The 22,879-nt window shown below is 53.3% G+C and carries 21 protein-coding genes; 5 read left to right on the top strand and 16 right to left on the bottom strand.

Going from position 1 to position 22,879, the window contains the following annotated elements; genetic code table 11:
* Positions 1–76: 76 nt before the first annotated feature.
* From BLQ82_RS18385 to BLQ82_RS18345, 9 genes are all read right to left on the bottom strand, one after another.
* On the bottom strand, positions 77–1,213 hold the full coding sequence (locus tag BLQ82_RS18385) for a GNAT family N-acetyltransferase (protein ID WP_062521139.1): 1,137 nt from the start codon (positions 1,211–1,213) through the stop codon (positions 77–79).
* 140 nt (positions 1,214–1,353) lie between these two features.
* The gene (locus tag BLQ82_RS18380) at positions 1,354–2,709 is read right to left on the bottom strand and encodes a vWA domain-containing protein (RefSeq protein WP_062521138.1); all 1,356 of its coding nucleotides are present in this window, start codon (positions 2,707–2,709) and stop codon (positions 1,354–1,356) included.
* Between the two features lie 148 nt (positions 2,710–2,857).
* The gene (locus tag BLQ82_RS18375) at positions 2,858–3,472 is read right to left on the bottom strand and encodes a 50S ribosomal protein L25 (protein ID WP_062521136.1); all 615 of its coding nucleotides are present in this window, start codon (positions 3,470–3,472) and stop codon (positions 2,858–2,860) included.
* Positions 3,473–3,736: 264 nt separating this feature from the next.
* Complete coding sequence (locus tag BLQ82_RS18370; protein WP_062521134.1) at positions 3,737–4,702, bottom strand: ABC transporter ATP-binding protein; 966 nt, start codon at positions 4,700–4,702, stop codon at positions 3,737–3,739.
* Complete coding sequence (locus BLQ82_RS18365) at positions 4,695–5,678, bottom strand: ABC transporter ATP-binding protein (protein WP_062521133.1); 984 nt, start codon at positions 5,676–5,678, stop codon at positions 4,695–4,697. The genes BLQ82_RS18370 and BLQ82_RS18365 overlap by 8 nt, the downstream gene beginning before the upstream one ends.
* A 14-nt stretch (positions 5,679–5,692) precedes the next feature.
* A complete protein-coding gene (opp4C, locus tag BLQ82_RS18360; RefSeq protein ID WP_062521131.1) occupies positions 5,693–6,616 on the bottom strand; it encodes an oligopeptide ABC transporter permease in 924 nt (307 codons plus the stop codon).
* A gap of 15 nt (positions 6,617–6,631) precedes the next feature.
* Positions 6,632–7,585 carry an ABC transporter permease gene (locus BLQ82_RS18355; protein ID WP_039836234.1) on the bottom strand — a complete coding sequence of 318 codons (954 nt, stop codon included), beginning with the start codon at positions 7,583–7,585 and terminating at the stop codon, positions 6,632–6,634.
* A 60-nt stretch (positions 7,586–7,645) separates the two neighbouring features.
* Complete coding sequence (locus tag BLQ82_RS18350; protein WP_062521129.1) at positions 7,646–9,406, bottom strand: ABC transporter substrate-binding protein; 1,761 nt, start codon at positions 9,404–9,406, stop codon at positions 7,646–7,648.
* A gap of 231 nt (positions 9,407–9,637) precedes the next feature.
* Positions 9,638–10,546: an ArsR/SmtB family transcription factor gene (locus BLQ82_RS18345; RefSeq protein ID WP_244280860.1), complete on the bottom strand. Its 909-nt coding sequence runs from the start codon at positions 10,544–10,546 to the stop codon at positions 9,638–9,640.
* Positions 10,547–10,755: 209 nt separating this feature from the next.
* Between BLQ82_RS18345 and BLQ82_RS18340 the strand changes: the two genes are divergently transcribed.
* From BLQ82_RS18340 to BLQ82_RS18330, 3 genes are all read left to right on the top strand, one after another.
* On the top strand, positions 10,756–11,037 hold the full coding sequence (locus BLQ82_RS18340) for a GNAT family N-acetyltransferase (RefSeq protein WP_062521126.1): 282 nt from the start codon (positions 10,756–10,758) through the stop codon (positions 11,035–11,037).
* 43 nt (positions 11,038–11,080) lie between these two features.
* Positions 11,081–11,932 carry a GNAT family N-acetyltransferase gene (locus BLQ82_RS18335; protein WP_062521124.1) on the top strand — a complete coding sequence of 284 codons (852 nt, stop codon included), beginning with the start codon at positions 11,081–11,083 and terminating at the stop codon, positions 11,930–11,932.
* Between the two features lie 286 nt (positions 11,933–12,218).
* Positions 12,219–13,289, top strand: a complete 1,071-nt coding sequence (locus BLQ82_RS18330) for an SDR family oxidoreductase (RefSeq protein ID WP_074648364.1) — start codon at positions 12,219–12,221, stop codon at positions 13,287–13,289.
* A 720-nt stretch (positions 13,290–14,009) separates the two neighbouring features.
* On the opposite strand, the gene BLQ82_RS18320 is transcribed toward BLQ82_RS18330, so the two are convergent.
* The 5 genes from BLQ82_RS18320 to BLQ82_RS18300 form a co-directional block, all read right to left on the bottom strand.
* Entirely contained in the window at positions 14,010–14,378 is a 369-nt protein-coding gene (locus BLQ82_RS18320) for a winged helix-turn-helix transcriptional regulator (RefSeq protein ID WP_062521117.1), read from the bottom strand.
* 135 nt (positions 14,379–14,513) lie between these two features.
* Positions 14,514–15,293, bottom strand: a complete 780-nt coding sequence (locus tag BLQ82_RS18315; protein ID WP_062521115.1) for a hypothetical protein — start codon at positions 15,291–15,293, stop codon at positions 14,514–14,516.
* 2 nt (positions 15,294–15,295) lie between these two features.
* A complete protein-coding gene (locus tag BLQ82_RS18310; protein WP_062521113.1) occupies positions 15,296–15,748 on the bottom strand; it encodes a flavodoxin in 453 nt (150 codons plus the stop codon).
* Between the two features lie 256 nt (positions 15,749–16,004).
* Complete coding sequence (locus tag BLQ82_RS18305) at positions 16,005–16,373, bottom strand: VOC family protein (protein WP_062521111.1); 369 nt, start codon at positions 16,371–16,373, stop codon at positions 16,005–16,007.
* A 99-nt stretch (positions 16,374–16,472) separates the two neighbouring features.
* Positions 16,473–17,339, bottom strand: a complete 867-nt coding sequence (locus tag BLQ82_RS18300; RefSeq protein ID WP_062521109.1) for a helix-turn-helix domain-containing protein — start codon at positions 17,337–17,339, stop codon at positions 16,473–16,475.
* Positions 17,340–17,572: 233 nt separating this feature from the next.
* Between BLQ82_RS18300 and BLQ82_RS18295 the strand changes: the two genes are divergently transcribed.
* Both BLQ82_RS18295 and BLQ82_RS18290 read left to right on the top strand, forming a co-directional pair.
* Positions 17,573–18,436: a class I SAM-dependent methyltransferase gene (locus BLQ82_RS18295; RefSeq protein ID WP_062521107.1), complete on the top strand. Its 864-nt coding sequence runs from the start codon at positions 17,573–17,575 to the stop codon at positions 18,434–18,436.
* 3 nt (positions 18,437–18,439) lie between these two features.
* Positions 18,440–19,186, top strand: a complete 747-nt coding sequence (locus BLQ82_RS18290; protein WP_082722558.1) for an RluA family pseudouridine synthase — start codon at positions 18,440–18,442, stop codon at positions 19,184–19,186.
* A gap of 88 nt (positions 19,187–19,274) precedes the next feature.
* Here the strand turns inward: BLQ82_RS18290 and BLQ82_RS18285 are convergent, their stop codons facing one another.
* Together BLQ82_RS18285 and gyrA are read right to left on the bottom strand one after the other, a co-directional pair.
* The gene (locus BLQ82_RS18285) at positions 19,275–19,706 is read right to left on the bottom strand and encodes a MarR family winged helix-turn-helix transcriptional regulator (RefSeq protein ID WP_020429133.1); all 432 of its coding nucleotides are present in this window, start codon (positions 19,704–19,706) and stop codon (positions 19,275–19,277) included.
* A gap of 249 nt (positions 19,707–19,955) precedes the next feature.
* On the bottom strand, positions 19,956–22,397 hold the full coding sequence (gene gyrA / locus BLQ82_RS18280; protein WP_062521106.1) for a DNA gyrase subunit A: 2,442 nt from the start codon (positions 22,395–22,397) through the stop codon (positions 19,956–19,958).
* Between the last annotated feature and the right edge of the window lie 482 nt (positions 22,398–22,879).

Below are 22,879 nucleotides of genomic sequence, written 5' to 3'. Positions count from 1 at the left end.
TTGTATTCCATGTCAAAAAAGCGGACCTCCGCCCTGAGGAGGATTTCCGCTCATTCTTCAAGCCTATTCTATTGCATCATACAAAATTAAGCCCCGAAGCATAGGGAAGCGGAACCGGGAACAGCTCCTTCAGTTGTCCCCGGATTGCGGCCGGCAGTTCAAGCTGCGGACCGGTGTCAAAAAACAACGAAATCAGCTCCTTGTCATTCAGATGAACCGCCGTTCCATTTACGGTCAGCACAGTCTCTCCCCCTGGAGCCACATAGTGAAGCTCCACACCGCTGAGGGCTTCCGGGGATTTCTGCTGCAGATATGGCTGAATTTGCAGCCATAGCCGGACGGGGCTGACGATTTTCACGGTGCCAGGATTAGGCGTTTCCCGATAAGCGCTGCTTCCCAAGGCTTGTATCATCCCTGTCTCATGCCATGGAACCGGTAACTGAAGCTCAGAGATCTCATTCGCCGCAACCGCCCAAGAGATTGCTTGCAGGGCGGCCTCCGGTGCTCCGCCCCATTCGATAACAAGCGGCACGGCCTCCGTCTTCCGCTTGTCTCTTACGGCGATAATAGCATAAGCCTGCAAGCAGCCTTCCGATTCCGCAACGTATATCTTTTGCTTCAGCTTATAAATGTCCGCAATGGCTTCCGCCCTTACAAGCGCGGCCAGCTCATATAGACTGCGGTCATACCGCACTTCACGGCTCTCCGCCAGCTTTTGCAGCCCGAACCAGTCACGTTCCTCTGCCTCGCGGACGAAAGCCGGACCTGCTGCTGCCTTTCTGACTGCCTCATTCTCTGTAGACAGCAAGTAGCTGTGCACAGATCCAAAAGTATGGCAGCCTTGCCGGATGTAGAGATCCCGTGTACCCGACACCAGCAGCAGCGAGCTGCCTGCCCTGTCAATATGGTCAAACACGCGCTGCAGTAAGGCATTGGCATAACCTTTTCCCCGATATTCAGGGTACGTGCATACCGAACCAAGTGAGAATACCGGCACAGACACAGGGCCCATCTGTATGTAACCCGGAACAAGTCCGGCAAAAGCAACAAGCTGCCCGTCCTCAAACACGCCGGGTGAACTCAAGTAGCTGCCGGAGAAAATTCCCGGAAACTTGGCTGCCATTGATGTCTGCTCCTCATCCCGGAAGACCAGATCCGACAGCTCTGCCGCCTTCTTCAATTCTTCACGCGAGACAAAACGAATATCGCCCATGCTCCATTCCTCCCCTGCTTTTATATCACATTACATTAAATTCACAGCACATGGTCCGTGCCGCATATATCAGATATATCAGCAGTATACAACGTTTCGCACCTCAAAATCGATTAGCTGTTAAAGAGCATAAGCATAAATCAGCTTCGGATCACACCTTTAGCCCTGGCTTCGCGCAGCCACTTGGGAAACTCGTTGAACAAGCGGTCGTACAGCTCTTCGTCGCTGACTTCATCCAGGTCATCCAGCGCAAAAAAATCCGCATTATCCACATAACGTCCCTGCAGGTCATCCAGCTCCCGCAGCACACCGTAATCCGCATGGCCCAGACCGACAAATTGCCAGAAAATATTGTGTTTGGAGCTGTCTATCAGCAGCTTGGAGATCTTGCGCGTTTCGTAAATCCCGCCATCACTGAAGAATACTACGTACACCGGCAGGACGCCCGGATCTTCCTTGGTATATTTCTTGAGGATGTCTTCCATGACGACCGGCTCATTATTGCCGATGCCAAGGCCCCCGAACATGCGCGGCCCCGGATAAGTGCGTTTCACATAGTCCTCATATCCGGCTTCACCCACACTTGGCATCCGTTTGCTTTTGGTTGCAAAAAACCAGACATCCAGCATTCCGTCATCGTCCATGCTGGCAGCAACAGCGAGTATCCGTTCAAAGGCCCGCTGGACCACACCTTTCTGGTAAAGCGCTGACATCGAACCAGACGCGTCAAAAACTACGGCGACGCGTGCTTTTTCCTGCTCAATATTCTTCTTGCGCAGAGAGAGGGTAACCTGCTGCTTGTGCAGGTCAATCTTGGTCAGATTGAGCCTCAGCGGGGGAGCTGGCTGTGCCGGTGTCGTTGCTGCCGTGGCTGCTGCCGCTTCGGCGAAGGAAGCGGACAGCTCGGCAGCAGCCGCAGCCGCGGCCGTATGCCCCGGTTCGCCTGGACTGGCAGCTTCCGCTGCCGGTTCATCCTCCACCTCCACACCATGGGCTTCCGCCAGCGGTTTCAGCCCGCCGTGAAAACCGCGGCCAACGGCCCGCAGCTTGAAGCCCTGTCCGTGGCGGTACAGCTCGGCGAGGACCAGCGAGGTTTCAGCCTTGCCTTCAGTGATGGCGAATACAAGCTCCGTATTCCCTGCCGCGGCACTGATTTTGCAGCCTCTGACCTCGGCAAAGGTTCCCGGCCCGTCCAGCGTTGCGGCGAACACGCATTTTTCAACACCGGAGCTCTGCAAGGCACGCAGATCGATTACAAATTCGCCGCTGTATTTATCGATCGGCTCAAACCGCACGGCCCGCTGCGGATCTGCGGGCTGGTTATAGAAAATGAAATATTCGTCCGCAGGCACCCTTCCGTCCGCCCCCACCATAAAGCAGCTGAGATCCAGCTCCGCCGGGGAGCTGTTGCAGGATATTTTTACTCTCGCATTCATTGAAGCCTCATCCAGTTTGGCATTTGAGCCGCTGATCAGATGAATGATTGTCCCGTCCATATGCAGTTCTCCTTTTGCTCCCGAGTTAAGATTGACGACCTCTATTCCGTTCCTATGCAGCAAAAGGAGCAGACAGCTCCCCGGCAAGGATGTGTCTGCTCCTGTTAGCTGCGTATATCTAGTACGCCTATTTAAATCGTGATCCGATTTATTCCTCTGTCTTCTGTTCTTCGGAAGCCTCGGCAGCTGCAGGCTCGCCCGCTTCAGCATCCGCTGGCTCTTCCTGTGCAACAGGCGGTGCAATCCGCACAATCAGCGTATCTTCAGGGGTCAGAATTTCCCAGCCTTCATGCTTCGGCAGATCCGAAACCAGCAGCTGGTCGCCGATGTCAAGTCCGCTGATATCCACTTCAAAGGTGGCGGTCAGCTTGTCCGGCAGGGTACGGATATCCAGCTCATACAGCTCAACCTGCTGAATGCCGCCGCTCTTCACGCCGACAGGATCGCCGGTGAAGTGGAAAGCCACCTTGGTATCCAGTTCGGCCTTCATGTCAATCTGGTGAAGGTCCACATGCAGCAGCTTCCGGGACAACGGCTGGCGCTGCACTTCCTGGATCACCACGTTTTTGGAGCCGGAATCCGGCAGTTCCACCTTGAGGATGGCCCGCGGGTTTTTGCCCAGAATCTCGTTCAATGTCTTCGCATCCGCTGTAAAGGACTGGCTATCTGAACCTGCACCGTAGACGACAACCGGTACAAAGCCTTTGCTCCGCTGTGAAGAGGTCGAGCCGGATCTTTCAGTCAAACGTACTGTGGTATTCATGATATTTCCTCCTAAAAGTTTTTTGAGCATACGCTTCTTTGAACAACTTCGAAAAAAACTGCTTCGGAAGCATATGCTTAAGTTTTGTCAGCTTAGCTGCATTGAATAGTGCTTTGTGCAAAACAAAAAAATAAGACCAATTAGAGCTGCAGGTCTAATTAGTCTCTTATTAAACGTATTTACCTACATTGGAATCAGTATAGCACTGCGGAAATGGCAAGTCAAAAAAAGGGAATTATCAGTTTTGAGCCAGCTTTATCCAAATCAAGCCAAATGACAAGCTATAAAATGTCCGCCTCCGGCATCACGGAAAACGGGGTTCTCTGCTTTGCATACCTCAACAGCAAACGGGCAGCGGGTATGAAATTTGCAGCCGGAGGGCGGATTCGCCGGGCTGGGGATATCCCCTTTCAGGACGATCCGTTCCCTTTTCAGCCTCGGAACCGGAACGGGCACCGCAGAGAGCAGAGCCTTGGTATAGGGATGCAGCGGATTGTGGAACAGCTCATCCCGGGCAGCCGTCTCGACCATGGAACCGAGATACATGACCCCGATCCGGGAGCATAAATGCTCGACTACACTAAGATCATGAGAGATGAATAAATAGGCCAGGCCTTTGCTTTGCTGCAGCTTGCTGAACAGATTGATAATCTGGGCCTGGATCGACACATCCAGCGCCGACACCGGCTCATCGGCAATGATGAGATCCGGGTTCAGGATCAGTGCCCGGGCGATTCCGATCCGCTGGCGCTGTCCGCCGGAGAACTCATGCGGGAAGCGGTCGATGTGGTAGGAGGATAACCCGCAGGCTGCGAGCGATTCCAGAACCAGCTCCCGCACTTCATGCTTGGTGCATAAACCATGGTCCAGCAGGGCTTCGCCGATCGCATCCCCCACCCGCACACGCGGATTGAGTGCGCTGTACGGATCCTGAAAAATCAGCTGCATCCGCGGCCGCAGCAGCCGGAGCTCTGCAGGAGAGAGGCTGTGAATGTCTACTCCTTTGAACTTCACCTCGCCGGCTGTTTTCTCGGTCAGGCGCAGAATCGTCCGGCCTACCGTGCTTTTGCCGCTGCCGGATTCTCCAACCAGCCCGAAGGTTTCGCCCGGCTGAAGCGTGAGGCTGATGTCATCGACGGCCTTCACATGTCCAACGGTGCGGTTCAGCAGCCCCTCGGTGACCGGAAAATATTTCTTCAGATGGCTAACCTCAAGCAATGCCTCAGACATGGACTTCCGCCTCCTCATACAGCCAGCAGGCTGTTTTTTGTCCGCCGCCCAGCTCCTCCAAGCGGGGCTGGCGGCTGCGGCAGACCGGCATGCAATGCTCGCAGCGGTCATGGAAATAACAGGATTGCTCAAGCGTTAGCGGATTCGGCACCTGGCCCGGAATGGAATACAGCTCCTCCAGACGCTGGCCCACCACCGGCTTGGATTTCAGCAGCCCCCTGGTATATGGATGCTTGGGATGATTGAACAGCTCCACGACCCCGCCCTCTTCAACGATTTGGCCCGAATACATCACAATCACGTAATCGGCCATTTCAGCGACAACTCCCAGATCATGGGTAATCAGCAGAATGGACATCCCGCCGCTTTCTTTAAATTCCCGCAGCATATCGAGAATCTGCGCCTGGATCGTCACATCGAGCGCGGTGGTCGGCTCGTCGGCAATCAGCAGCTTCGGGCTGCAGGAAACGGCAATGGCAATCATGATCCGCTGAAGCATGCCGCCGCTTAATTCATGAGGATAGCTGCCAAAAATCTGCTCAGGGCGCGCAATGCCCACCTGCGTAATCAGCTCGATGGCCCGGATACGCGCCTGTTTCTTGTTCAGCTTCAAATGCACCATCAGCGGCTCCATAATCTGCTCTCCGATCTTCATGACCGGATTGAGCGATGACATCGGCTCCTGAAAAATCATGGCGATTTCATTGCCGCGGATGGCCCGCAGTGTATTCTTGTCAAGCCGCAGCAAATCTTCCCCCGCAAAATCAATCTGCCCTCCGTTCACCTGTCCGCCCGGCGCTTCAACCAGCCCCATAATGGACATGGCAGTTACACTTTTTCCGCAGCCGGATTCACCGACAATGCAGACCGTCTCTCCTTCGCGGACCTGAAAGCTCACATGATCCACGGCAGTCACTTTTCCTTCTTCTGTATGAAAAACGGTGCTTAGCCCTTCAATTTTCATTAAATGCTTCATCAGCTGCTGGCCACCTACCTCTTCTGTTTGGGATCAAGCACGTCTCTGAGGCCGTCACCGAATATATTAATGGCAATCACTGTGGCAAAAATGGACAAGCCCGGAGGAATCCACAGCCATGGATGATCCTGAAAATCAATCATATTGTTCGCTGCATCAATCATGTTCCCCCAGGTCGGCGTAGGCGGCATGACACCCAGCCCGAAAAAGCTGAGCACCGATTCGCTGAGAATCGCCCCGCCGATGTTCAGTGTAGCCATGACTATCAGCAGCGGGACCACGTTCGGGAGCAGATGATGGAACAGCTTCCGGCTGTCGCGCAGGCCCAGCACAACCGCAGCCTGCATAAACTCGCGTTCCCTCAGGCTCAGCATCTGCCCTCGGACCATCCGGGCAAGTCCCGGCCAATTCACAATGCTGAGCATCAGCATGACGATATACATCCGGTAGTCTGTCGGAACCTTCCATTCCGAGAGCAGCGCCCCGAAGATAAACAGCAGCGGCAGGCCGGGTATCGTCATCAGCAGGTCGGCGATCCGCATAATAATCTGATCCGCTATGCCGCGGTAATAACCGGCAACCGCCCCCAGCAGAGCGCCAATGAACACGGACAGCACCATGGAAGCCAGACCTACAGTCAGTGAAATCCGTCCGGCCTGCATCACCCGGGTCAGGATGTCCCGGCCCAAGGCATCGGTCCCCAGCAAATGCTGCAGGCTTGGCGCTTTGTTCATCATCGCCATATTGATTTTGTTGTCCGCATAAGGCGAAAAGAACGGGCCGATAAAACATAAAGCAAACATAAACACAACCACACCAAAACCTGCTACAGCGAGCTTATTCTTCATCAGCCTTTTTAAAGACTGTCTGAACAGTGAGGACTTTTGCCTCTGCACCTGCGGCTCGCGCAGCCCGGCCAATCTGCTGTCAACTGTCATAACGGCATCTTCCTCCTATAACCGGACGCGCGGATCGGCAACCCGGTACAGGATATCCGAGAGCAGCGTTCCGATGACGGTCAGAATGGCAATAAACATCGTAAAACCCATAAGCAGCGGGTAATCCCGGAGCCCGAAGGATTTCATATACAGCTGGCCGATCCCCGGCCAGTTGAAAATCTGCTCGATAATCAGCGAGCCGCCGAACAGTGCCGGAAGCTCGAAGCCGACCAGTGTAATGGCCGGCAGCAGGGCATTGCGCAGCGCGTGGCGGAACAGCACCTTCCGTTCCTTCAGCCCTTTGGCCCGCGCGGTGCGGATATAGTCCTGCTTCAGCACATCAATCATATTGCTGCGGAAATAACGGGTTAATGAACCCAGGCCAAGCAGAGTCATCACCACGACGGGCAGCGCCATATGCCGCACCACTTCCTTGAGATACGCCAGCCCCGTGGCATGGCTGCCCGTGGTAATCATCCCGCCCGGCGGGAGCCACTTCAGATCCACCGCCAGAATCTTGATCAGGAACAAGCCGATAAAAAAGGACGGCAGCGACATTGCGGCAAAAATAGCCACCATCACCAGCGTATCGAACCAGGAGTACTGCTTATAGGCCGAGATCACGCCGACAATAACCGCAATCACCCAGGTTAGAAAGGTAGACACGGCGGCCAGCAAAAAAGAATTCCAGATATAATCGTTGAACAACTGAAGCACCGGCTTCTGCTGGGCAAGCGAATACCCGAAATCCCCATGAAATGCATTGTTCATCCAGATGCCGTAGCGTTCCAGCACCGGCTTGTTCAAGCCGTAGATTTCCCGCAGCTCGGCTTTGCGCTCCGCAGTCAGCTTAATATTGCCCGTAATGAAATCGCCGGGCGTCGATGCATACAGGATGAAGATAAGCAGCGAAGCCGCAAACAGAATGATGAGCATGTACAGCAGTCTTTTTGTCAGATAGGTACTCATGACCCGCTCCTTATGAGTCGTCCCCTGCCCGATCCATCTAAGCAGGGGACGAATGTGTAGTTATTTCAACGTCCACTCCGGCAGGCTTCCGGCAAGTCCGATGAACGGGCTGACCGTCAGATTCTGTATGCGCCCATTGTAGGCATAGACTGTTTTTTTGTAGCTGGTAAAGAGTATCGGCAGTTCATCATTGAAGAGCTGGTACAGCTCCTTATAGACGGCTTTACGCTGCTCAATATCCGTGGTAGCCAAAGCTTTGTTGTACAGCTCCAGGAATTTCGGATTGTCATAGTCAGTGATCTCTCCGTCAAAAAACTGCATGAACCCGTCCGCCGGATCAGTCAGCATACTGGTGGAAAAGGATACCAGATCGTAGTCTCCGCCTTCCACCTTGGACACCAGCGAGTTAAAGTCGGCAAAAACCTCCGGCTGGAATTCAATACCCAGCGCTTCAAAGTTCTCCTTGGCTACAGCGATGAAAATATCGGTGTTTTTGCTTTTGGAGCCGAGATAATGGATCGTCAGCGGCTTGCCGGCTTTTTCGCGTATTCCGTTTGCGCCAACAGTCCAACCGGCTTGGTCCAGCAGCTGTTTGGCTTTTTCCGGATCATATTTATAAGGATTGATGCCTTCCTCGGTATAGGCCCAGGAGATCGGTGACGCCGGAATATTGGCAATGGAGCCCGCACCCTGCGCAGCATCTACATAAATGCTCTGGCGGTCCAGTCCGTACATAATCGCCTGTCTGACCTCTTTATCCTTCAGCTGCTCATGCTTAAGATTAACCTGCATGTAACCGTAGGTGCTGGGTGTATAAGGGAGAATGTTCACAAATCCGAGTGCTTTCAGCTTCTCGATATTTTCATCCGTGGCACTGAAGGACGCGTAATCGACCTCTCCGGTCTCCAGGAACTGCCATACATCCCCTTCGGAGGTTTTATAGATGAAATGCTCTGTTTTGGGTTTGCCCTTGAAATAATTTTCGTTGGCTGTAAAACGCACCTCCTGCCCGGGCAGGAATTTCTCCAGCTTGTAGGGGCCGTCGCCGAGCGGATGCTCGTGCAGCTTTTTGATGTATTCCAGGTGGCCGAACGTATAGTCCTTGCCGTAATAAGCTTTGGAGAGCACATTGGAGCCGAGTGTCACCAGCGCTGTAGCATTTGGTTTCTCCAGTGTTACCGAGATCGTCTGCGGGTCGATGACTTTGATCCCTTCGACTGTTTTGGCCGTTCCTTCTTTATAGGCTTTGCCGCCTTTTACGTTCATAGAAGGCACAGAAGATCCGCCGTCATAGGCTTTGTCATATTGAATGGTCCAGGTAAAAGCCACATCCTCCGCGGTAAGCGGCGAGCCGTCGCTGAACTTCAAGCCTTTCCGCAAGTGGAAGGTGTATGTAAGCTGATCATCCGATACATCCCAGCTCTCGGCGAGCTCTGGTGCAGGAACACCTTTGTCATCTACCGTTACGAGGGAGGCATACAGCAGCGAAGATACGTTGCCGTCATAGCCGCTCTCTTGAAAATAAGGCGTAAATGCGCCGCTGGGATCGGTCAGGCCGACAATGATCGTATCCGTACGGTTCTGGGCTACAGCCGGAAGCTTAGTTAGATCCGTTGCTGTAAAAGGCTCGCTCAGCGCACCCGCAGGCACAGGTGCCGGGGATGCCGGCTTCTCAGTTCCGGCTGTACCCGGATCAGCTGTCGCAGACGCCGACGCCGGAGTGTTGCCGGAGGCAGAATTACTGCTGTTGTCCGAGCAGGCTGCGAGCAGCATAGAACCGGCAATCAGCAGTGTGGACAATACAAGCGTACTTTTTCTCATGGAATCATCTCTCTTCTCTCCAAAATGAATAAAACTTATAATTCCTACCCACTAAGTATGTTTAAGACCGATAGTTCACATTATAGGAAAAGTTTGTGGTTCTGTAAAGAGAGAACTTTATTTAATTTCTCCTTGAACAGAATCAACCGGGTAAAACCGCAGCATAAAAAGCCAAAGCTTTCTCTTCAGCAGAGAATACTTTGACTTGTTGTGATGCCGGAGGGCCGGATGTTACTGCAAATATTCGAACAGCTGCTCATTCATCCGGCGGATGCCTTCCAGACGCAGGCTGTAGGCAATAACGTTCTCCCCTTCGATGTAGGCATGAAGCAGGCCTGCACAGCGGAGGCTGAAAATATGGTCATGGACAATCCCCTTGGAGATTCCGGCCTGCCTGGCGATTTCGGTAAAGGTTTTGCGCCCGCCGCCAAGCGATTGAAGGATCCTCAGACGGCTCTTTTCCCCCAGGCTGCGCAGAGTCCTGTACATCGAAGGCGATATTTCTTCATCCGTTACAGAAACTCTCGCCGCATAATGGCAAATTGTCAGCGGACCGAAGCTGTAAATAATATTGGCAGGCTGAAAATGAAACTGCGGAATCAGCACCAGCTTGCGCAGCCCGTCCCCCGGCAGGAAATAAAATCCGTTCGTTGTCCTGTTCACAAAATCGGATACATCCATCTTATCCGCTTCCAGCCTCTGTTCGTCCGTATGCTGCCGCAGTTTGCCGATGATCTCAGGGCTGGTGCCGCTGAAATACTGCCGGTTCCACTCGGACAGCAGAAAGTGCATGCGGCTGCGGAATTGATCCATCTGTACCGGGAACACGCTGACGTATTCCGCAAGCGTCTCATAGATCTCTCCTACCGGCAAGCGCTCCAGCCATTCCAGGGCAGTGTCTACACTCTCCTTCACAGGACACTGATAGATCAGCAGGTTCAGCAGCTTCCAGTCATTGCCTAGCTCCGTCTCCTCCAGAGCGGACAACAGCTCCGGGCTAAGCTTCCCCGCTACATCAGCAGACCAAGAAGTGCCCAGATCCATCTTCTTATTGGATTTCTTGCAAATAAACGTATGTATGCTGCTCACTAATTCGTATACCGGCTCAAACTGAACCTCAACCTCATATTCCACGGCCATTCCCCCTGATGCAGCTTCTATTCATCACAGCGTTAGTGTTCTAATCTTATGGTATTTCACGGAGCATACGCAAGTTATTATAAAATCACCTTGGCTCATAGGGTTATACAAATGGGGCCTAATTCACAAGCAGCAGCGTGCCCGCCTTCTCGCTTTTTCCAGATCAGGGTAGTAAAATATAGTCACTATATCAGATTGGAGTGAAGAATATGGAATCGATTGAACAGGGAGAAGGAAGATTGTATATAGCTGGTGACGGTAAGGACCTTGCCGAGATTACATACAGAACGGATGAAGCAACGGGAAATTGGGTTATTGACCATACCTTTGTCTCAGAAGATCTGCGCGGCCAAGGTGCCGGTGAGAAGCTCGTGCGGGCAGTTGTGGATAAAGCCCGGGCAGAGCAGGTTAAGATAGTGCCCCAGTGCCCTTATGCTGCCCATCAGTTCAAGAAGCATGAGGAATACGGGGATGTGCTCAGCAGGAGCTGAGCATGGTCCATTGGACCATAGTAACTTTTAGGAGGCTATGCGTTTGAATACAGCTGAAATGTTAAAAGATATAGAGGAACTGCAGCAGCGCTGCGAGCAATACGAAGGCATCAGCCTGAAGCTGAATTGGGACATGCTGCGCTTGTCACCCGAATCCGGCGGAGCGGAATGGCTGGTAACCTATGAGGAAGATGTCCTGGCAGGATTTATAGGGCTATACGGATTCGGAGGAGAAATGGAAATCTGCGGCATGGTGCGGCCCGGGTACCGCCGCAGAGGGATTTTCACCTCGCTGTGGGAGCAGTCGCAGAGCATCATCAAGCGCAACCAGATCAGGACGCTGCTGCTGAATGCTCCGGCCAGCTCGGCCTCTGCAGCAGGTTTTCTGAAGACCCTGCCGCTGGCATTCAACCATGCGGAATATCAGATGAAATGGGACGGGTCTTCTGTCCCCCAAGGTTCGCCGGAAGCCAGTTCAGCCGCAGGTGCCATAGTGCTTCGGCCTGCACGCCAGGATGAAGCGGATCTACTGGTTGAGCTGGACTGCTCAGGGTTTGGCATGTCTAAAGAGGATGCCGCCGAGATGTACACTCAGCAGATGAACGAGAATCAGCAGGAGCAGATCATCATCGAAATGAACGGGCAGCCTGCCGGCAAGATGCGGCTGTGGACGGAGGACAACGAAACCTGGATCTACGGGTTTACGGTGGATAAGAAGCTGCGCGGGCTGGGCATCGGCCGGAGCGCGCTTTTGCAGACGATTGAACGGGAACAGCGCAATTACAATGGCGTCAACCTGGAAGTTGCATTCGACAATCCGAATGCGCTGAGACTGTATGAAAGCTGCGGCTTTGTTATTTTGAACAAGCAGGATTACTACCGCTATATCGGCTAAGGAATATTACATTCTGTGCAGCACTCTTTCTTTTGGCGTCCGCGCTTTAAGGAAGGGTGCTTTTTGGTATGGGCATTAGGGTTCCTTAGATATCGGGTTAGGTTCTTAAGTTCACTCTATATAAGTTCCTCGGATTTAAGTTCACTCAATATAATCCACTCAATATCAGGCCCCTCTATGTATTGTTACTTTCAGGTGCCTATATAACCCCAAAGTGCGTACTATTCACGCTCTGGCCCAGCAGACATAATGATGGCATACCCAAGTTGAAGGAGAGAACCTGCTTATGAATCCTAATGATGCTGCACAGCGCAAAACCGCATTGGTTATTGGAGCGAACGGTGTGATCGGCCGCAATCTGATCGGGCACCTGGCAACGCTTCCTGAATGGGATATTATCGGAGTTTCCCGCCGGGGCGGAGTGAACACAAGCCGTGTCCGCTATATCGCCGCCGATTTGCTTGACCCTGAAGAATCCCGGCTGAAGCTGGGGACTCTGCCGGAGGTAACGCATATCTTCTATGCCGCTTATCAGGACCGGCCCACCTGGGCGGAGCTGGTGCCTCCGAATCTGGCCATGCTTGTGAACGCCGTAGAAGCTGTTGAGCCCGTTGCCCGCCATCTGCAGCATATCAGCCTGATGCAGGGCTATAAGGTGTATGGTGCCCATCTGGGTCCCTTCAAGACTCCTGCCCGGGAGACGGATGCCAATCACATGCCGCCGGAGTTCAATATCGATCAGCAAAACTTCCTGGAGCAGCGCCAGATCGGCAAAAACTGGACCTGGTCTGCACTGCGGCCGTCAGTGGTCTGCGGCTTTGCGCTCGGCAACCCGATGAATCTGGCCATGGTCATTGCCGTTTATGCCTCTATATCGAAGGAGCTCGGACTTCCGCTCCGGTTCCCCGGAAAGCCCGGTGCCTACCATAGTCTGCTGGAAATGACAGATGCAGGCCTGCTGGCACAGGCAACCGTCTGGGCAGCAACCGACAGCCGCTGCGCCAATCAGGCATTCAACATTACGAATGGCGACCTATTCCGCTGGGACGAGCTCTGGCCGAAGCTTGCCGCATTCTTTGGACTGGAGACAGCGCCTCCGCTGCCTATGTCCCTGTCAGTAGTCATGGAGGACAAAGAGCCGCTGTGGAACGGGATGGTGGAGAAATATGGCCTGGAGCCGAACAGCTACCGCGATGTGTCCTCATGGGGTTTCGGAGATTTTGTGTTTTCCTGGGATTATGACTTTTTTGCGGACGGGAGCAAGGCGCGGCGGTTCGGCTTCCATGAGTTCATCGATACCGAAGCGATGTTTATGAACATATTTACAGACCTCCGCAGCCGGAAAATGATCCCTTAACCAGCAACATCAGTCCTTATCAATGTCCGGTTGGGAGCGGGATAGCGGTCACGCGTATCTCGAACCTCACCCGGTGTTCGGCGGGTCAACAACGGCGTTTCTGCCGTTGTTTCCGGGTAGGCCGCCCTGCGGGGCTCCAACAACGGCGTTTCTGCCGTTGTTTCCGGGTAGGCCAGCCCGCGGGGCTCCAACAACGGCATTTCTGCCGTTGTTTCCGAACAGGCCGGCCCGCGGGGCTCCAACAACGGCGTTTCTGCCGTTGTTTCCGAACAGGCCGGCCCGCGGGGCTCCAACAACGGCGTTTCTGCCGTTGTTTCCGGGCTGTCCGGCTCGCCTAGGTGGAAAAAGTAAAACTAATTAGCTGAAATCCTGGCTGCAGAAGGTTTATGTTGGAATTTGTACACTTAATTCATACATATTCATCCCATACGTCCGCTTTCAGCCGAATTAGTGATACTTTTTCCCACATAGGAACTTCCATAAGCCAGATTGAGTTCGATTAGTGATCCTTTTTCCCAGTAACGGGCCTAAGAGCTAAGGATGACTTAATCCGACCCTTCAGCACCTGTACAAGTAAATTCGCTTCGATGAAGTCCACCATTTCCCACTAATTCCACTCACTTCCCTTTAACTCCCTGTAACTCCTCGCAACTCCCTGCAACTCCCTGCAACCGCCTTTACAACGGGAAAAGCCTGCCCCTTCCATAGGGCCAGGCTTCTTTATGCTTTCGTTTGCGGCTGGGCCAGCACGGCGGCTTGATCCCCATAGACCCGCTCAATATGGGCATCGCCCCACCTGCACATCAGATGCAGGATTTCTTTCAGGCTCCAGCCGTAATCGGTCAGCTCATACTCGACTCTGGGCGGAACCACGTTGTATACGGTCCGTTTGATGACCCCATCCTCCTCCAGCTCCCGGAGCTGCTGTGTAAGCACCTTCTGGGTGATGACGGGCATCAGGCTTATAAATTCTCCGTTGCGCTTTTTACCGAAGGTAAGAAAGAACAGGATCACCGGCTTCCACTTGCCGCCAATCACCTCGAGTGTGGCTTCCACAGCGGTATTATATGTTTTGATCGGTTCCGGCATGGCTACGAACACCCCCTGCTCTAACCATAGCGCCTCGGCAGTCCGCTGGCAAGCTCAAGCTGCGCCGAAGAAGCTGCCACTTACATTTCGCATCCCACCGCTAAACAAGCTCAAGCAGCACCGCAGAGCCACCACTTACATCAGGCCATAACCCCGTTGAACCAGCTCATCCTGCTCACTCCTGCGTTCTCCATATTTCAGCATTCGTGCGGCCGACTCTTCCTGCTTCAGGAACACGGACAGCAGCCGCACATAATCAAGGGACTCCGGGAGCGGAATTCCCGCTCCATCAAAAATATGCTGGCGCCCGTCCAGCAGAGAATAAATTTCTATCTTTTCCGCTGGCATTCCATAGGCCCGGTGGCAAAATACATTCGCCATATGCAGGAAGCCGGTGATAACCTCGTCATTTCCGCTCACCATAAATTTCTGAATGCTGAGGCAGCGGCCGGGGACTGCAGAATTCCAGGCCAGCTGAAAAATCATCGCCAGCTCTATGTCCAGCTCCGGCACCGGCACATGCCACTGCTCATAAAGCAGCACCGGGATCTCCTGCAGGTGATTGACACTGGCTCTTCGCATCAGCTCATCGGTGACTGCCGTCTTGATCTCCCAATAGTGCATCAGCGAGGGAAAAGCGTCCCCTTTGGGAGGCCAGCGCCGCTCCAGCAGGAACTGGATTGGCGTCTCCCTCCGCACCTCCGGCTGGAGACTATAGAAATCATTCAGCGTATGCCCTACCGCATACTGCACCTGCTGCCTCCAGCGCGGAAGCCCGGTGGCCGGCATCCCGCTACCTGAAGCCTCCGCTCCGCCCAGCATCAAATGCTCCACGCGAAAATCATTCAACCGGCTGTATTGTACAGCCGGTGCTTCGCCTCTCCCCGCTGTCCTGCTCCCCGCAGCGCCGCCCATTCTTAAGATACCGCCGCGCAGGTTTCGATAAATTGGCGGCCGAAGCTGCGGCAGGCTTCTTTTTCTGCAGCATTAGGCCCGTATTCAATCTTCAGACTTTCCTGGACAATCTCCGCCCCGCGCTCCCGCAGCTTCTCTTCGATCTGATTCACGGCCCCGCAGTATATTTCGTACCCGGTATCTCCGCTGCCGAAGGCTGCTGCCTTGCAGGCTGTCAGATCCAGCTCATCCATCTCTTCGTAGAAATCCAGGAATTCATCCGGGAGCTCGCCATCCCCCCAGGTATATGCACCGAGCAGCACACCTTCATAAGCATTGATCTCATCCGCATTGCAGTCCGTGACCGACTTCAGCACAGCCTCACCGCCTGCCTGGCGTATTCCCTCCACAATCAGTTCAGCGATTTCTTCCGTGTTGCCAGTCAAGCTGGCATATGCTACAAGCACCTTAGCCATGTATAGGTCCCTCCCAAAATAGACATTAAATATGTCCGAAAATTCAATCCAATACTCCGAACCTCCAAAATGCACGCCAAAATGTAAGCCGAAATTCGCGCAGAAATTCATGACATGTATTGCTAACAACATTCTATTTGATAATGATTATCATTGTCAATATAAAAAAGCAGTAAACACAGTCTCCCGGTTCACCAACCGGATAGAGCTTGCGTTCACCGCCTCAGTGTGATCATTTGCTGGCGTGGTTATGGGTTCAACAATATGCGCCTTCCAGCAGTGTAATTCCATTGCCGTCCGGATCACGGAAATTCATTTCCTTGCCCCCATACTCCATGGTGGCCGGCGGCTGGCAGTCCAGCCCTCTCGCCTTCAGCTGCTCATAAGTCTCATCCAGGCTGCTGCAGGAGAACACAAGATTGACAACACCTGTAGTGTGCTTGCCCCATTTGTTCTCATCCCAGATAATCAGCCCCGGCTGTCCCTTGTCAAAACCGATCTTCGCCCCGTCATAATTGCCAAATCCCTCAAACGGAACCGGAACCCCAAGCAGCTCCGCATAAAATTTTGCCAAAGCAGCCGTATCCTTAGTATACAGGTTAATACCTTCGAATGAAGAAATCATCTGTTCGCTCTCCTTCATGATTATTTTCTTAGCTGCACATTGGCCCGCTGAATATAGTGTACTTGCTTATGGAATTATTGTATTGCAAAAAAACGACATCTACCTCCGCGCATAGGCCAAAGCCTCCAGGGGTGTTTTCCCGGCGAATTTCTTGAAGCTGTTGATCATATGCGACTGATGGGTGTAACGGTAATCGTAAACTATATCCAACATTGCCATTTGGGGCGGGGGCGACAGATACAAGTCCAGCCATACATTTTGAAACCGTACCAGATCGGCAGTCTTTTTGGGCGTAAGGCCGATATATTCGCGGAAAAGTCTCTCCAGCTGCCGGCTGCTCACCCCTCCACTGCTCTCAAGCTCTCTGGCGTTAACCACACCTCTATGCTTAAGAATACTGTAGACTGCATTCATCAAGCTGTCAGAACCTCTTCCGGTCCTCCGGTCCATACGCCTCAGCAGGTAATTTTCTGCCGCTGCGATGCATTCTGCGAATGTGCGGGAAGCTTGGAGCCTCTGGCCCAATTCGCTGTGGAAAAAGCCGAAATATTGCTCCACCGGAACATGTACATTCAGCACATCCCTGAGATGCTCATCCGCAAACAAATGCACAGCCCAGAAATGAAACCGGATGGCAAAATACAGTTTGCCTGCGGGCTGCTCCGCTTGTCCCGTTTCAAACGGGGCATCATTGATACCGCAAAACGTCCCTCCGGCTTCACCTGTAGCCGCATCCCATTCCCATATAATATCCATACACGTATCCGGTATAATCACTTCCGGCCCCTGAGTCAGGGAGGCTGGATCGACTCGTGGCGCCTTGGGTCCGGATGCACCTGTCTTCTGCAGAGCCGCACTGCCCCAGAAGCAGCGGATATATGGCCGCAAAGCCTTGCAAGGCAGAAACTCATTGGCCCCCGCCGGGTTGGCGGTAATCGGATAATACAGCTCTGAGAGGTCAAACATCACCTTCCGCCTCCATTTCAGATATAATCCGATCATACACAATCACTGCCGGAAGCGCCAGAAATACAATGGCTAACTCTCTTTGCTTCCCCGTTTAGGGTGGAAATATTATACACTCCGGGGTTATGGGGCAAAATAAGAATAGTCGCAGCTTTGCAACCATTTTGTTTGTAGCCGCAAGGTTAAATGTTGTACAATAAAGGCTAAATGACTTTTTGAAGGATGGATAAAAGATGTATATAGCAAGTGACTGGAAGGATTACGAAGTCATCGATACCGGAGGCGGAGAAAAGCTGGAACGCTGGGGAGACATTATTCTCCGCCGTCCGGACCCGCAAATCATCTGGCCGCTGGCCAATGAAACGGCAAAATGGCGCGATGTCCATGGACACTACCACCGCAGCTCTGCCGGAGGCGGACAATGGGAAATGAAGAAAACCATTCCGGACGACTGGAAAATCAGCTATGGCAAGCTGAAGTTCCATCTGCGCCCGACCAACTTCAAGCATACCGGCCTATTCCCCGAGCAGGCGGCCAACTGGCGCTGGATGATGGACAAGATCGCTGAAGCGGGCCGTCCGATTTCCGTACTCAATCTTTTTGCTTACACCGGCGGCGCTACCGTCGCGGCAGCCAGCGCAGGAGCTTCCGTTGTGCATGTAGATGCCGCCAAAGGCATGGTCCAATGGGCGAAGGAAAATGTGCAGCTGTCCGGTCTGGCTGAACGTCCGGTCCGCTTCATTACCGACGATGTCTTCAAATTCGTACAGCGTGAGCAGCGCCGCGGCAGCAAGTACGATGCAATCATCATGGACCCGCCTTCCTATGGCAGAGGACCCGGCGGTGAAATGTGGAAATTGGAAGCGAGCCTGTATCCGTTCCTGGAGAGCTGCCTGGAAATTATGAGCGACCGGCCGCTGTTCTTGCTAATCAACTCCTACACCACCGGCATTTCGCCAACGGTACTCCGCAATATGCTCTCGATGACGATGGGCAAGCGTTATGGCGGCAAGCTGACCTCCGGTGAAATTGGCCTGCCGATTACCGCCTCCGGGATGAATCTGCCTTGCGGAATTCTGGGCCGCTGGGAGGCGTAAGCCATGTCAGGAATGATGCCCGGTGCAGCCGGGGATTCGGGCAGCGGAAGCTCCCGGTTCGATATCCTGTACGAAGATAACCATCTGCTCGGAATTGTGAAGCCCGTGAATATTCCGGTGCAGGAGGATGCTACAGGAGATCCCGATCTGCTCAGCCTGCTGAAGGAAGATGTGAAGGAACGCTTTAATAAACCGGGCAACGTATATATGGGTCTGGTCCATCGGCTGGACCGGCCGGTTGGCGGGGCGATGATTTTTGCCAAGACCTCCAAAGCCGCTTCCCGGCTGTCCGAGAGCGTCCGCTCCCATAGCTTCCACAAAGTATATTTGACTGTGGTTCATGGCAAACCTCCGGCCGCGCAGGGCCGTCTGGTCCACACGCTCCTGAAGGATGCCAAGACCAACACGGTGACGATTGTCCGCAAAGGCACACCCGGCGGCAAGGAGGCCATTCTGGATTATACAGTGATCGGCAGCGCCGAAGGTTACAGTCTGCTGAAGATTGACCTGCTAACCGGACGTTCCCACCAGATCCGGGTGCAGCTTAGCGGCATCCGGTGCCCCCTGTATGGTGACCAGAAATACGGAGCCGCTGTCAATAAGCCGGGCCAGCAGATTGCCCTGTGGTCGGCAGTTGTCGGCTTTCCGCATCCCGTGACCAAAGAGGAAATTGAACTGATCTCTCTGCCCCCGCAGACTCATCCATGGAGCCTGTGGTCACAGCATACACAAAAGCAGGCCATCCTTTAACGGAGGCCTGCTTTTGTGTATAGTCTGTTCTGTTCAAATGCCATGCAGCTTTCAATTTATCAACTTTTTTGTAGTGCTTGACCCTATCTTAGGGGGTTGAGCCCTCGGGTGTTGGAGCGACAACCATTTTGCCCATCAGATAGAGCAGGAGCTGCTGGTTATGGGAGGAAATCGGGTCCAGAGCCTCTGCAAAAAAATCACTGCGGATCTGAAGCCCGCGCTCAGTCTCCCGCTTGCCCGTCTCTGTAATACTTACCCATACAATCCGCCGGTCGGCTGCATCACGCTCCCGGACAATCAGACCATGCTTCTCCATCCGGTCCAGCAGCATCGTTACCGCCGCCGGGCTGGTCGCCAGATGCGGAGCCAGATCGGAAGGCTTCATCGCGTCACGTTCCTGCAGTAATTCCAGTACGGTGAGTTGGGCATCTGTAAGTGTAGGGGCAAGGTTGCTGTCCATATGTAACTTATAATCCTTCAATAATTTATGCCAGATCTTACTGAATTCAGTAGAGTGCACACTTATTCCTTCCTTTCTAGATCAATAAGGATGGTATCTTGTCGGGCCGCTATAACTACATTTTCGCGAGAAAACTTCCATTTCCTGCAAAAGAAAAAAAATAATTAGCCCGCTGCCAACTAGAAATGAATCCTTCGAACTATGATTCTGGTACTGCAGGCATATCTTAAAACGGTGTCCGTCTTCTCCGCAAGGAGGTGCCGGACACCGTTCATTTCTTCAGCCATTGCTGGAATTACGAATCACAGGTTATTTGATCGCAGGGAACAGGCTGACAATCTCGTCCTTTTTCTCTACGGCCACCAGCTGCTTGCCTATCGAACGGCGTTCGCCGAGCGGCGCTGATTCCGAGGAGAAGGTCTGCGTTGCCCCTTCGCGGGTAATGGCCACCAGTTCCAGCGGCTCCCGGCAATAGAAGGCACCGGAAATTCTGCTGCCGTTCGGACGTACACGTTTGCCTTCCTTGAATTCGAAGGTTGGCATACCTTTGCCGCCCCGGCTCTGTGCAGGATAGTCCAGAAGGAGTGTGCGTTTGGCATAGCCAATTTCAGTTACAGCCAGAATTTCGCCTTCATCTTCATTGACCCAGAAGCAGGAGACCACCTCGTCTCCTTCACGCAATTGTATTCCTCTCACCCCGCTGGCAACACGGCCCATAGGGTTCACTTCATTCTCACGGAAACGGATGCTCATGCCTTCACGGGTCACCAGCACAATCTCCTTGTCACCGCTGCTCAGCGCCACTGTAATGACCTCATCCCCCTCAGCCACCTTGCAGGCTGCAACGGCCCCTGAGCGGCTGGTAGAGTATTCCTTGAGCTCTGTACGCTTCACCTGACCCTTGCGCGTGACAAAGACCAGGCTGGCTCCAGGATCATCCATATTGCCCACCGGCAGAATACTGGCAATCCCGTCCCCCTTGGCGAGGCCAATCACGTTGACGATCGCCGTACCCGGCTCTTTCCATTTAAATTCCGGTATCTGATGGACCGGAAGCAGGAAATATTGGCCTTTGCGGGTGAACACCAGCAGGCTGTCCCGGGTATTCAGGTCCATCAGCCTGATGATATGGTCGCCTTCCTTCACACCCGAGGCATGGCGTTCACCGCCTGACCGGGTAAAGGACAGCATGCCGGTCCGTTTGATGTATCCGTCCGCTGAAAGAGCTACGAGAACATCCTCGGCGTTGACAAGCACTTCGAGGCTGACTTTAAGCTCCTCCACTTCGCCCTGGATGAGCGAGCGGCGGTCGATACCGTACTTGTCCCGGATTTCAATCAGCTCTTTCCTGATCACGGCGATCAATTTCTTGTCGCTGTCCAGAATTCCCTGCAGCACGGCTATGCGGGCATTCATTTCGTCCAGCTCCTTCTGGAGCGAATGGATCTCCAGATTGGTTAATCTGTACAGCTGCAAGGTGAGGATCGAATCCGCCTGGCGTTCACTGAAGCCGAACATCCAGACCAGATTATTCTGGGCATCCTGGCGGTTCTTCGAAGCTTTGATGGCGGCGATGACCTCATCCAGAATGTTCAGCGCTTTGACCAGCCCTTCCAGGACATGGGCGCGGTCCTCCGCTTTTTCCAGATCGAACCGGGTGCGGTGGGTTACCACCTCGCGTTGGTGGGCTATGTAAGCCTCGAGGATGGCCTTAAGGCCAAGCTGCTGCGGAGACTTGTTGACGATTGCCACCATGTTGAAATTATAAGTAACCTGCAGGTCGGTTTTTTTGAGCAGGTAAGCCAGGATGCCCTGGGCATCCGCCTCTTTCTTAAGCTCGACTACGATCCGCAGGCCATCACGTCCGCTCTCGTCGCGGACTTCAGCGATACCTTCGATCTTTTTCTCCAGTCGGATATTTTCCATGGAGGTGACCAGCCGGGATTTGACGATCTGAAACGGCACCTCGGTAATCACAATCTGCTGCTTCCCGCCGCGGAGATTTTCGATTTCCGTTTTGGAGCGCAAGTAGATGCGCCCTTTGCCGGTGCGGTAAGCATCCATGATGCCCTCGCCGCCCATAATAGTTCCGCCTGTCGGAAAATCCGGACCTTTGATAAAGGTCATGATGTCCTCCAGCGCAATATCCGGCTTCTGCATGACGGCAATACATGCGTCAATAACCTCACGCAGATTATGCGGAGGAATTTCCGTCGCGAACCCGGCAGAAATACCGCTGGTCCCGTTGACCAGCAGATTCGGGTACCGTGAAGGAACCACCACCGGCTCTTTGGCCGTATTGTCAAAGTTATCCTTGAACAGTACGGTGCGCTTCTCGATATCACGCATCATCTCCATCGCGATCGGGGACAGCCGCGCTTCCGTGTAACGCATCGCTGCTGCCGGGTCATCATCCATGGAACCCCAGTTCCCGTGGCCGTCTATAAGCACGTGGCCCATCTTCCAGGGTTGTGCCATCCGCACCATGCCTTCGTAGATGGAAGAGTCTCCATGCGGATGATAGTTCCCCATCACATCCCCAACCGTCTTGGCAGATTTGCGGTATGGCTTGTCCGGGGTGTTGCCCGAATCGTACATCGCATACAGAATCCGGCGCTGCACGGGCTTCAGCCCGTCGCGGACATCCGGAATCGCCCGGTCCTGAATAATATATTTGGAATACCGGCCAAAGCGGTCACCGACGACCTCTTCCAGAAAAGCCGGCAAAAACTGTTCTGATAAACTGCTCATTCGCTCACCTTCTGTTCCTCAATCTGTCCACGTTTTTAAATATTGGTGATACTTGGCCGCTACGCTGCCGGATTATTATACTCAGATAGATTGCCTTTGGATCATAAGAACAATATTGTGCTGATTGGTGTTTAGCCGTAACTGCGGGGAATGTTTGGACTTCCGGCCGCTGTTGTCTGCAGATTTCTTGATTTATACCGCTGTTCACGGTGGAAATCCGCAGACAAAGGCGGACGCTTCCGCTCCTCCAGTTCCAAACTTCCCCTCCGTTACTTTCCACCCAATAAGCTTCGCTTTATTCTGCAGGGCCTGAAGGCAAATCCAGAGAATAATCCTCTTGCTTCGCATAGAAGGATCACCAAAAAATTAAAAACAGCAGAAGTAATCGTCACTTGCCGCTTTTTACAACCTATGCTTGCGCTATAGGCGAAGTAATTCAAGAAATCCTGCCGCTGAACCAGCGGCAAGGGTGAATCACGGAA

It is taken from the genome of Paenibacillus jilunlii, from assembly GCF_900102965.1.
Lineage (GTDB): Bacteria > Bacillota > Bacilli > Paenibacillales > Paenibacillaceae > Paenibacillus_AQ > Paenibacillus_AQ jilunlii.
This window is presented reverse-complemented; position numbering and strand designations above follow the sequence as displayed.

Bases quoted from the DNA above. Each gene is read 5' to 3' on its own strand.
- BLQ82_RS18300 (WP_062521109.1), bottom strand. From the start codon at position 17,339: ATGTTTGACCTCTCAGAGCTGTATTATCCGATTACCGCCAACCCGGCG.
- BLQ82_RS18375 (WP_062521136.1), bottom strand. From the start codon at position 3,472: ATGAATACCACAGTACGTTTGACTGAAAGATCCGGCTCGACCTCTTCA.
- BLQ82_RS18330 (WP_074648364.1), top strand. From the start codon at position 12,219: ATGAATCCTAATGATGCTGCACAGCGCAAAACCGCATTGGTTATTGGA.
- opp4C (WP_062521131.1), bottom strand. From the start codon at position 6,616: ATGACAGTTGACAGCAGATTGGCCGGGCTGCGCGAGCCGCAGGTGCAG.
- BLQ82_RS18340 (WP_062521126.1), top strand. From the start codon at position 10,756: ATGGAATCGATTGAACAGGGAGAAGGAAGATTGTATATAGCTGGTGAC.
- BLQ82_RS18350 (WP_062521129.1), bottom strand. From the start codon at position 9,406: ATGAGAAAAAGTACGCTTGTATTGTCCACACTGCTGATTGCCGGTTCT.
- BLQ82_RS18295 (WP_062521107.1), top strand. From the start codon at position 17,573: ATGTATATAGCAAGTGACTGGAAGGATTACGAAGTCATCGATACCGGA.
- BLQ82_RS18320 (WP_062521117.1), bottom strand. From the start codon at position 14,378: ATGCCGGAACCGATCAAAACATATAATACCGCTGTGGAAGCCACACTC.
- BLQ82_RS18315 (WP_062521115.1), bottom strand. From the start codon at position 15,293: ATGGGCGGCGCTGCGGGGAGCAGGACAGCGGGGAGAGGCGAAGCACCG.
- BLQ82_RS18380 (WP_062521138.1), bottom strand. From the start codon at position 2,709: ATGGACGGGACAATCATTCATCTGATCAGCGGCTCAAATGCCAAACTG.
- BLQ82_RS18365 (WP_062521133.1), bottom strand. From the start codon at position 5,678: ATGAAGCATTTAATGAAAATTGAAGGGCTAAGCACCGTTTTTCATACA.
- BLQ82_RS18385 (WP_062521139.1), bottom strand. From the start codon at position 1,213: ATGGGCGATATTCGTTTTGTCTCGCGTGAAGAATTGAAGAAGGCGGCA.
- BLQ82_RS18355 (WP_039836234.1), bottom strand. From the start codon at position 7,585: ATGAGTACCTATCTGACAAAAAGACTGCTGTACATGCTCATCATTCTG.
- BLQ82_RS18305 (WP_062521111.1), bottom strand. From the start codon at position 16,373: ATGATTTCTTCATTCGAAGGTATTAACCTGTATACTAAGGATACGGCT.
- gyrA (WP_062521106.1), bottom strand. From the start codon at position 22,397: ATGAGCAGTTTATCAGAACAGTTTTTGCCGGCTTTTCTGGAAGAGGTC.
- BLQ82_RS18345 (WP_244280860.1), bottom strand. From the start codon at position 10,546: ATGGCCGTGGAATATGAGGTTGAGGTTCAGTTTGAGCCGGTATACGAA.
- BLQ82_RS18370 (WP_062521134.1), bottom strand. From the start codon at position 4,702: ATGTCTGAGGCATTGCTTGAGGTTAGCCATCTGAAGAAATATTTTCCG.
- BLQ82_RS18310 (WP_062521113.1), bottom strand. From the start codon at position 15,748: ATGGCTAAGGTGCTTGTAGCATATGCCAGCTTGACTGGCAACACGGAA.
- BLQ82_RS18290 (WP_082722558.1), top strand. From the start codon at position 18,440: ATGTCAGGAATGATGCCCGGTGCAGCCGGGGATTCGGGCAGCGGAAGC.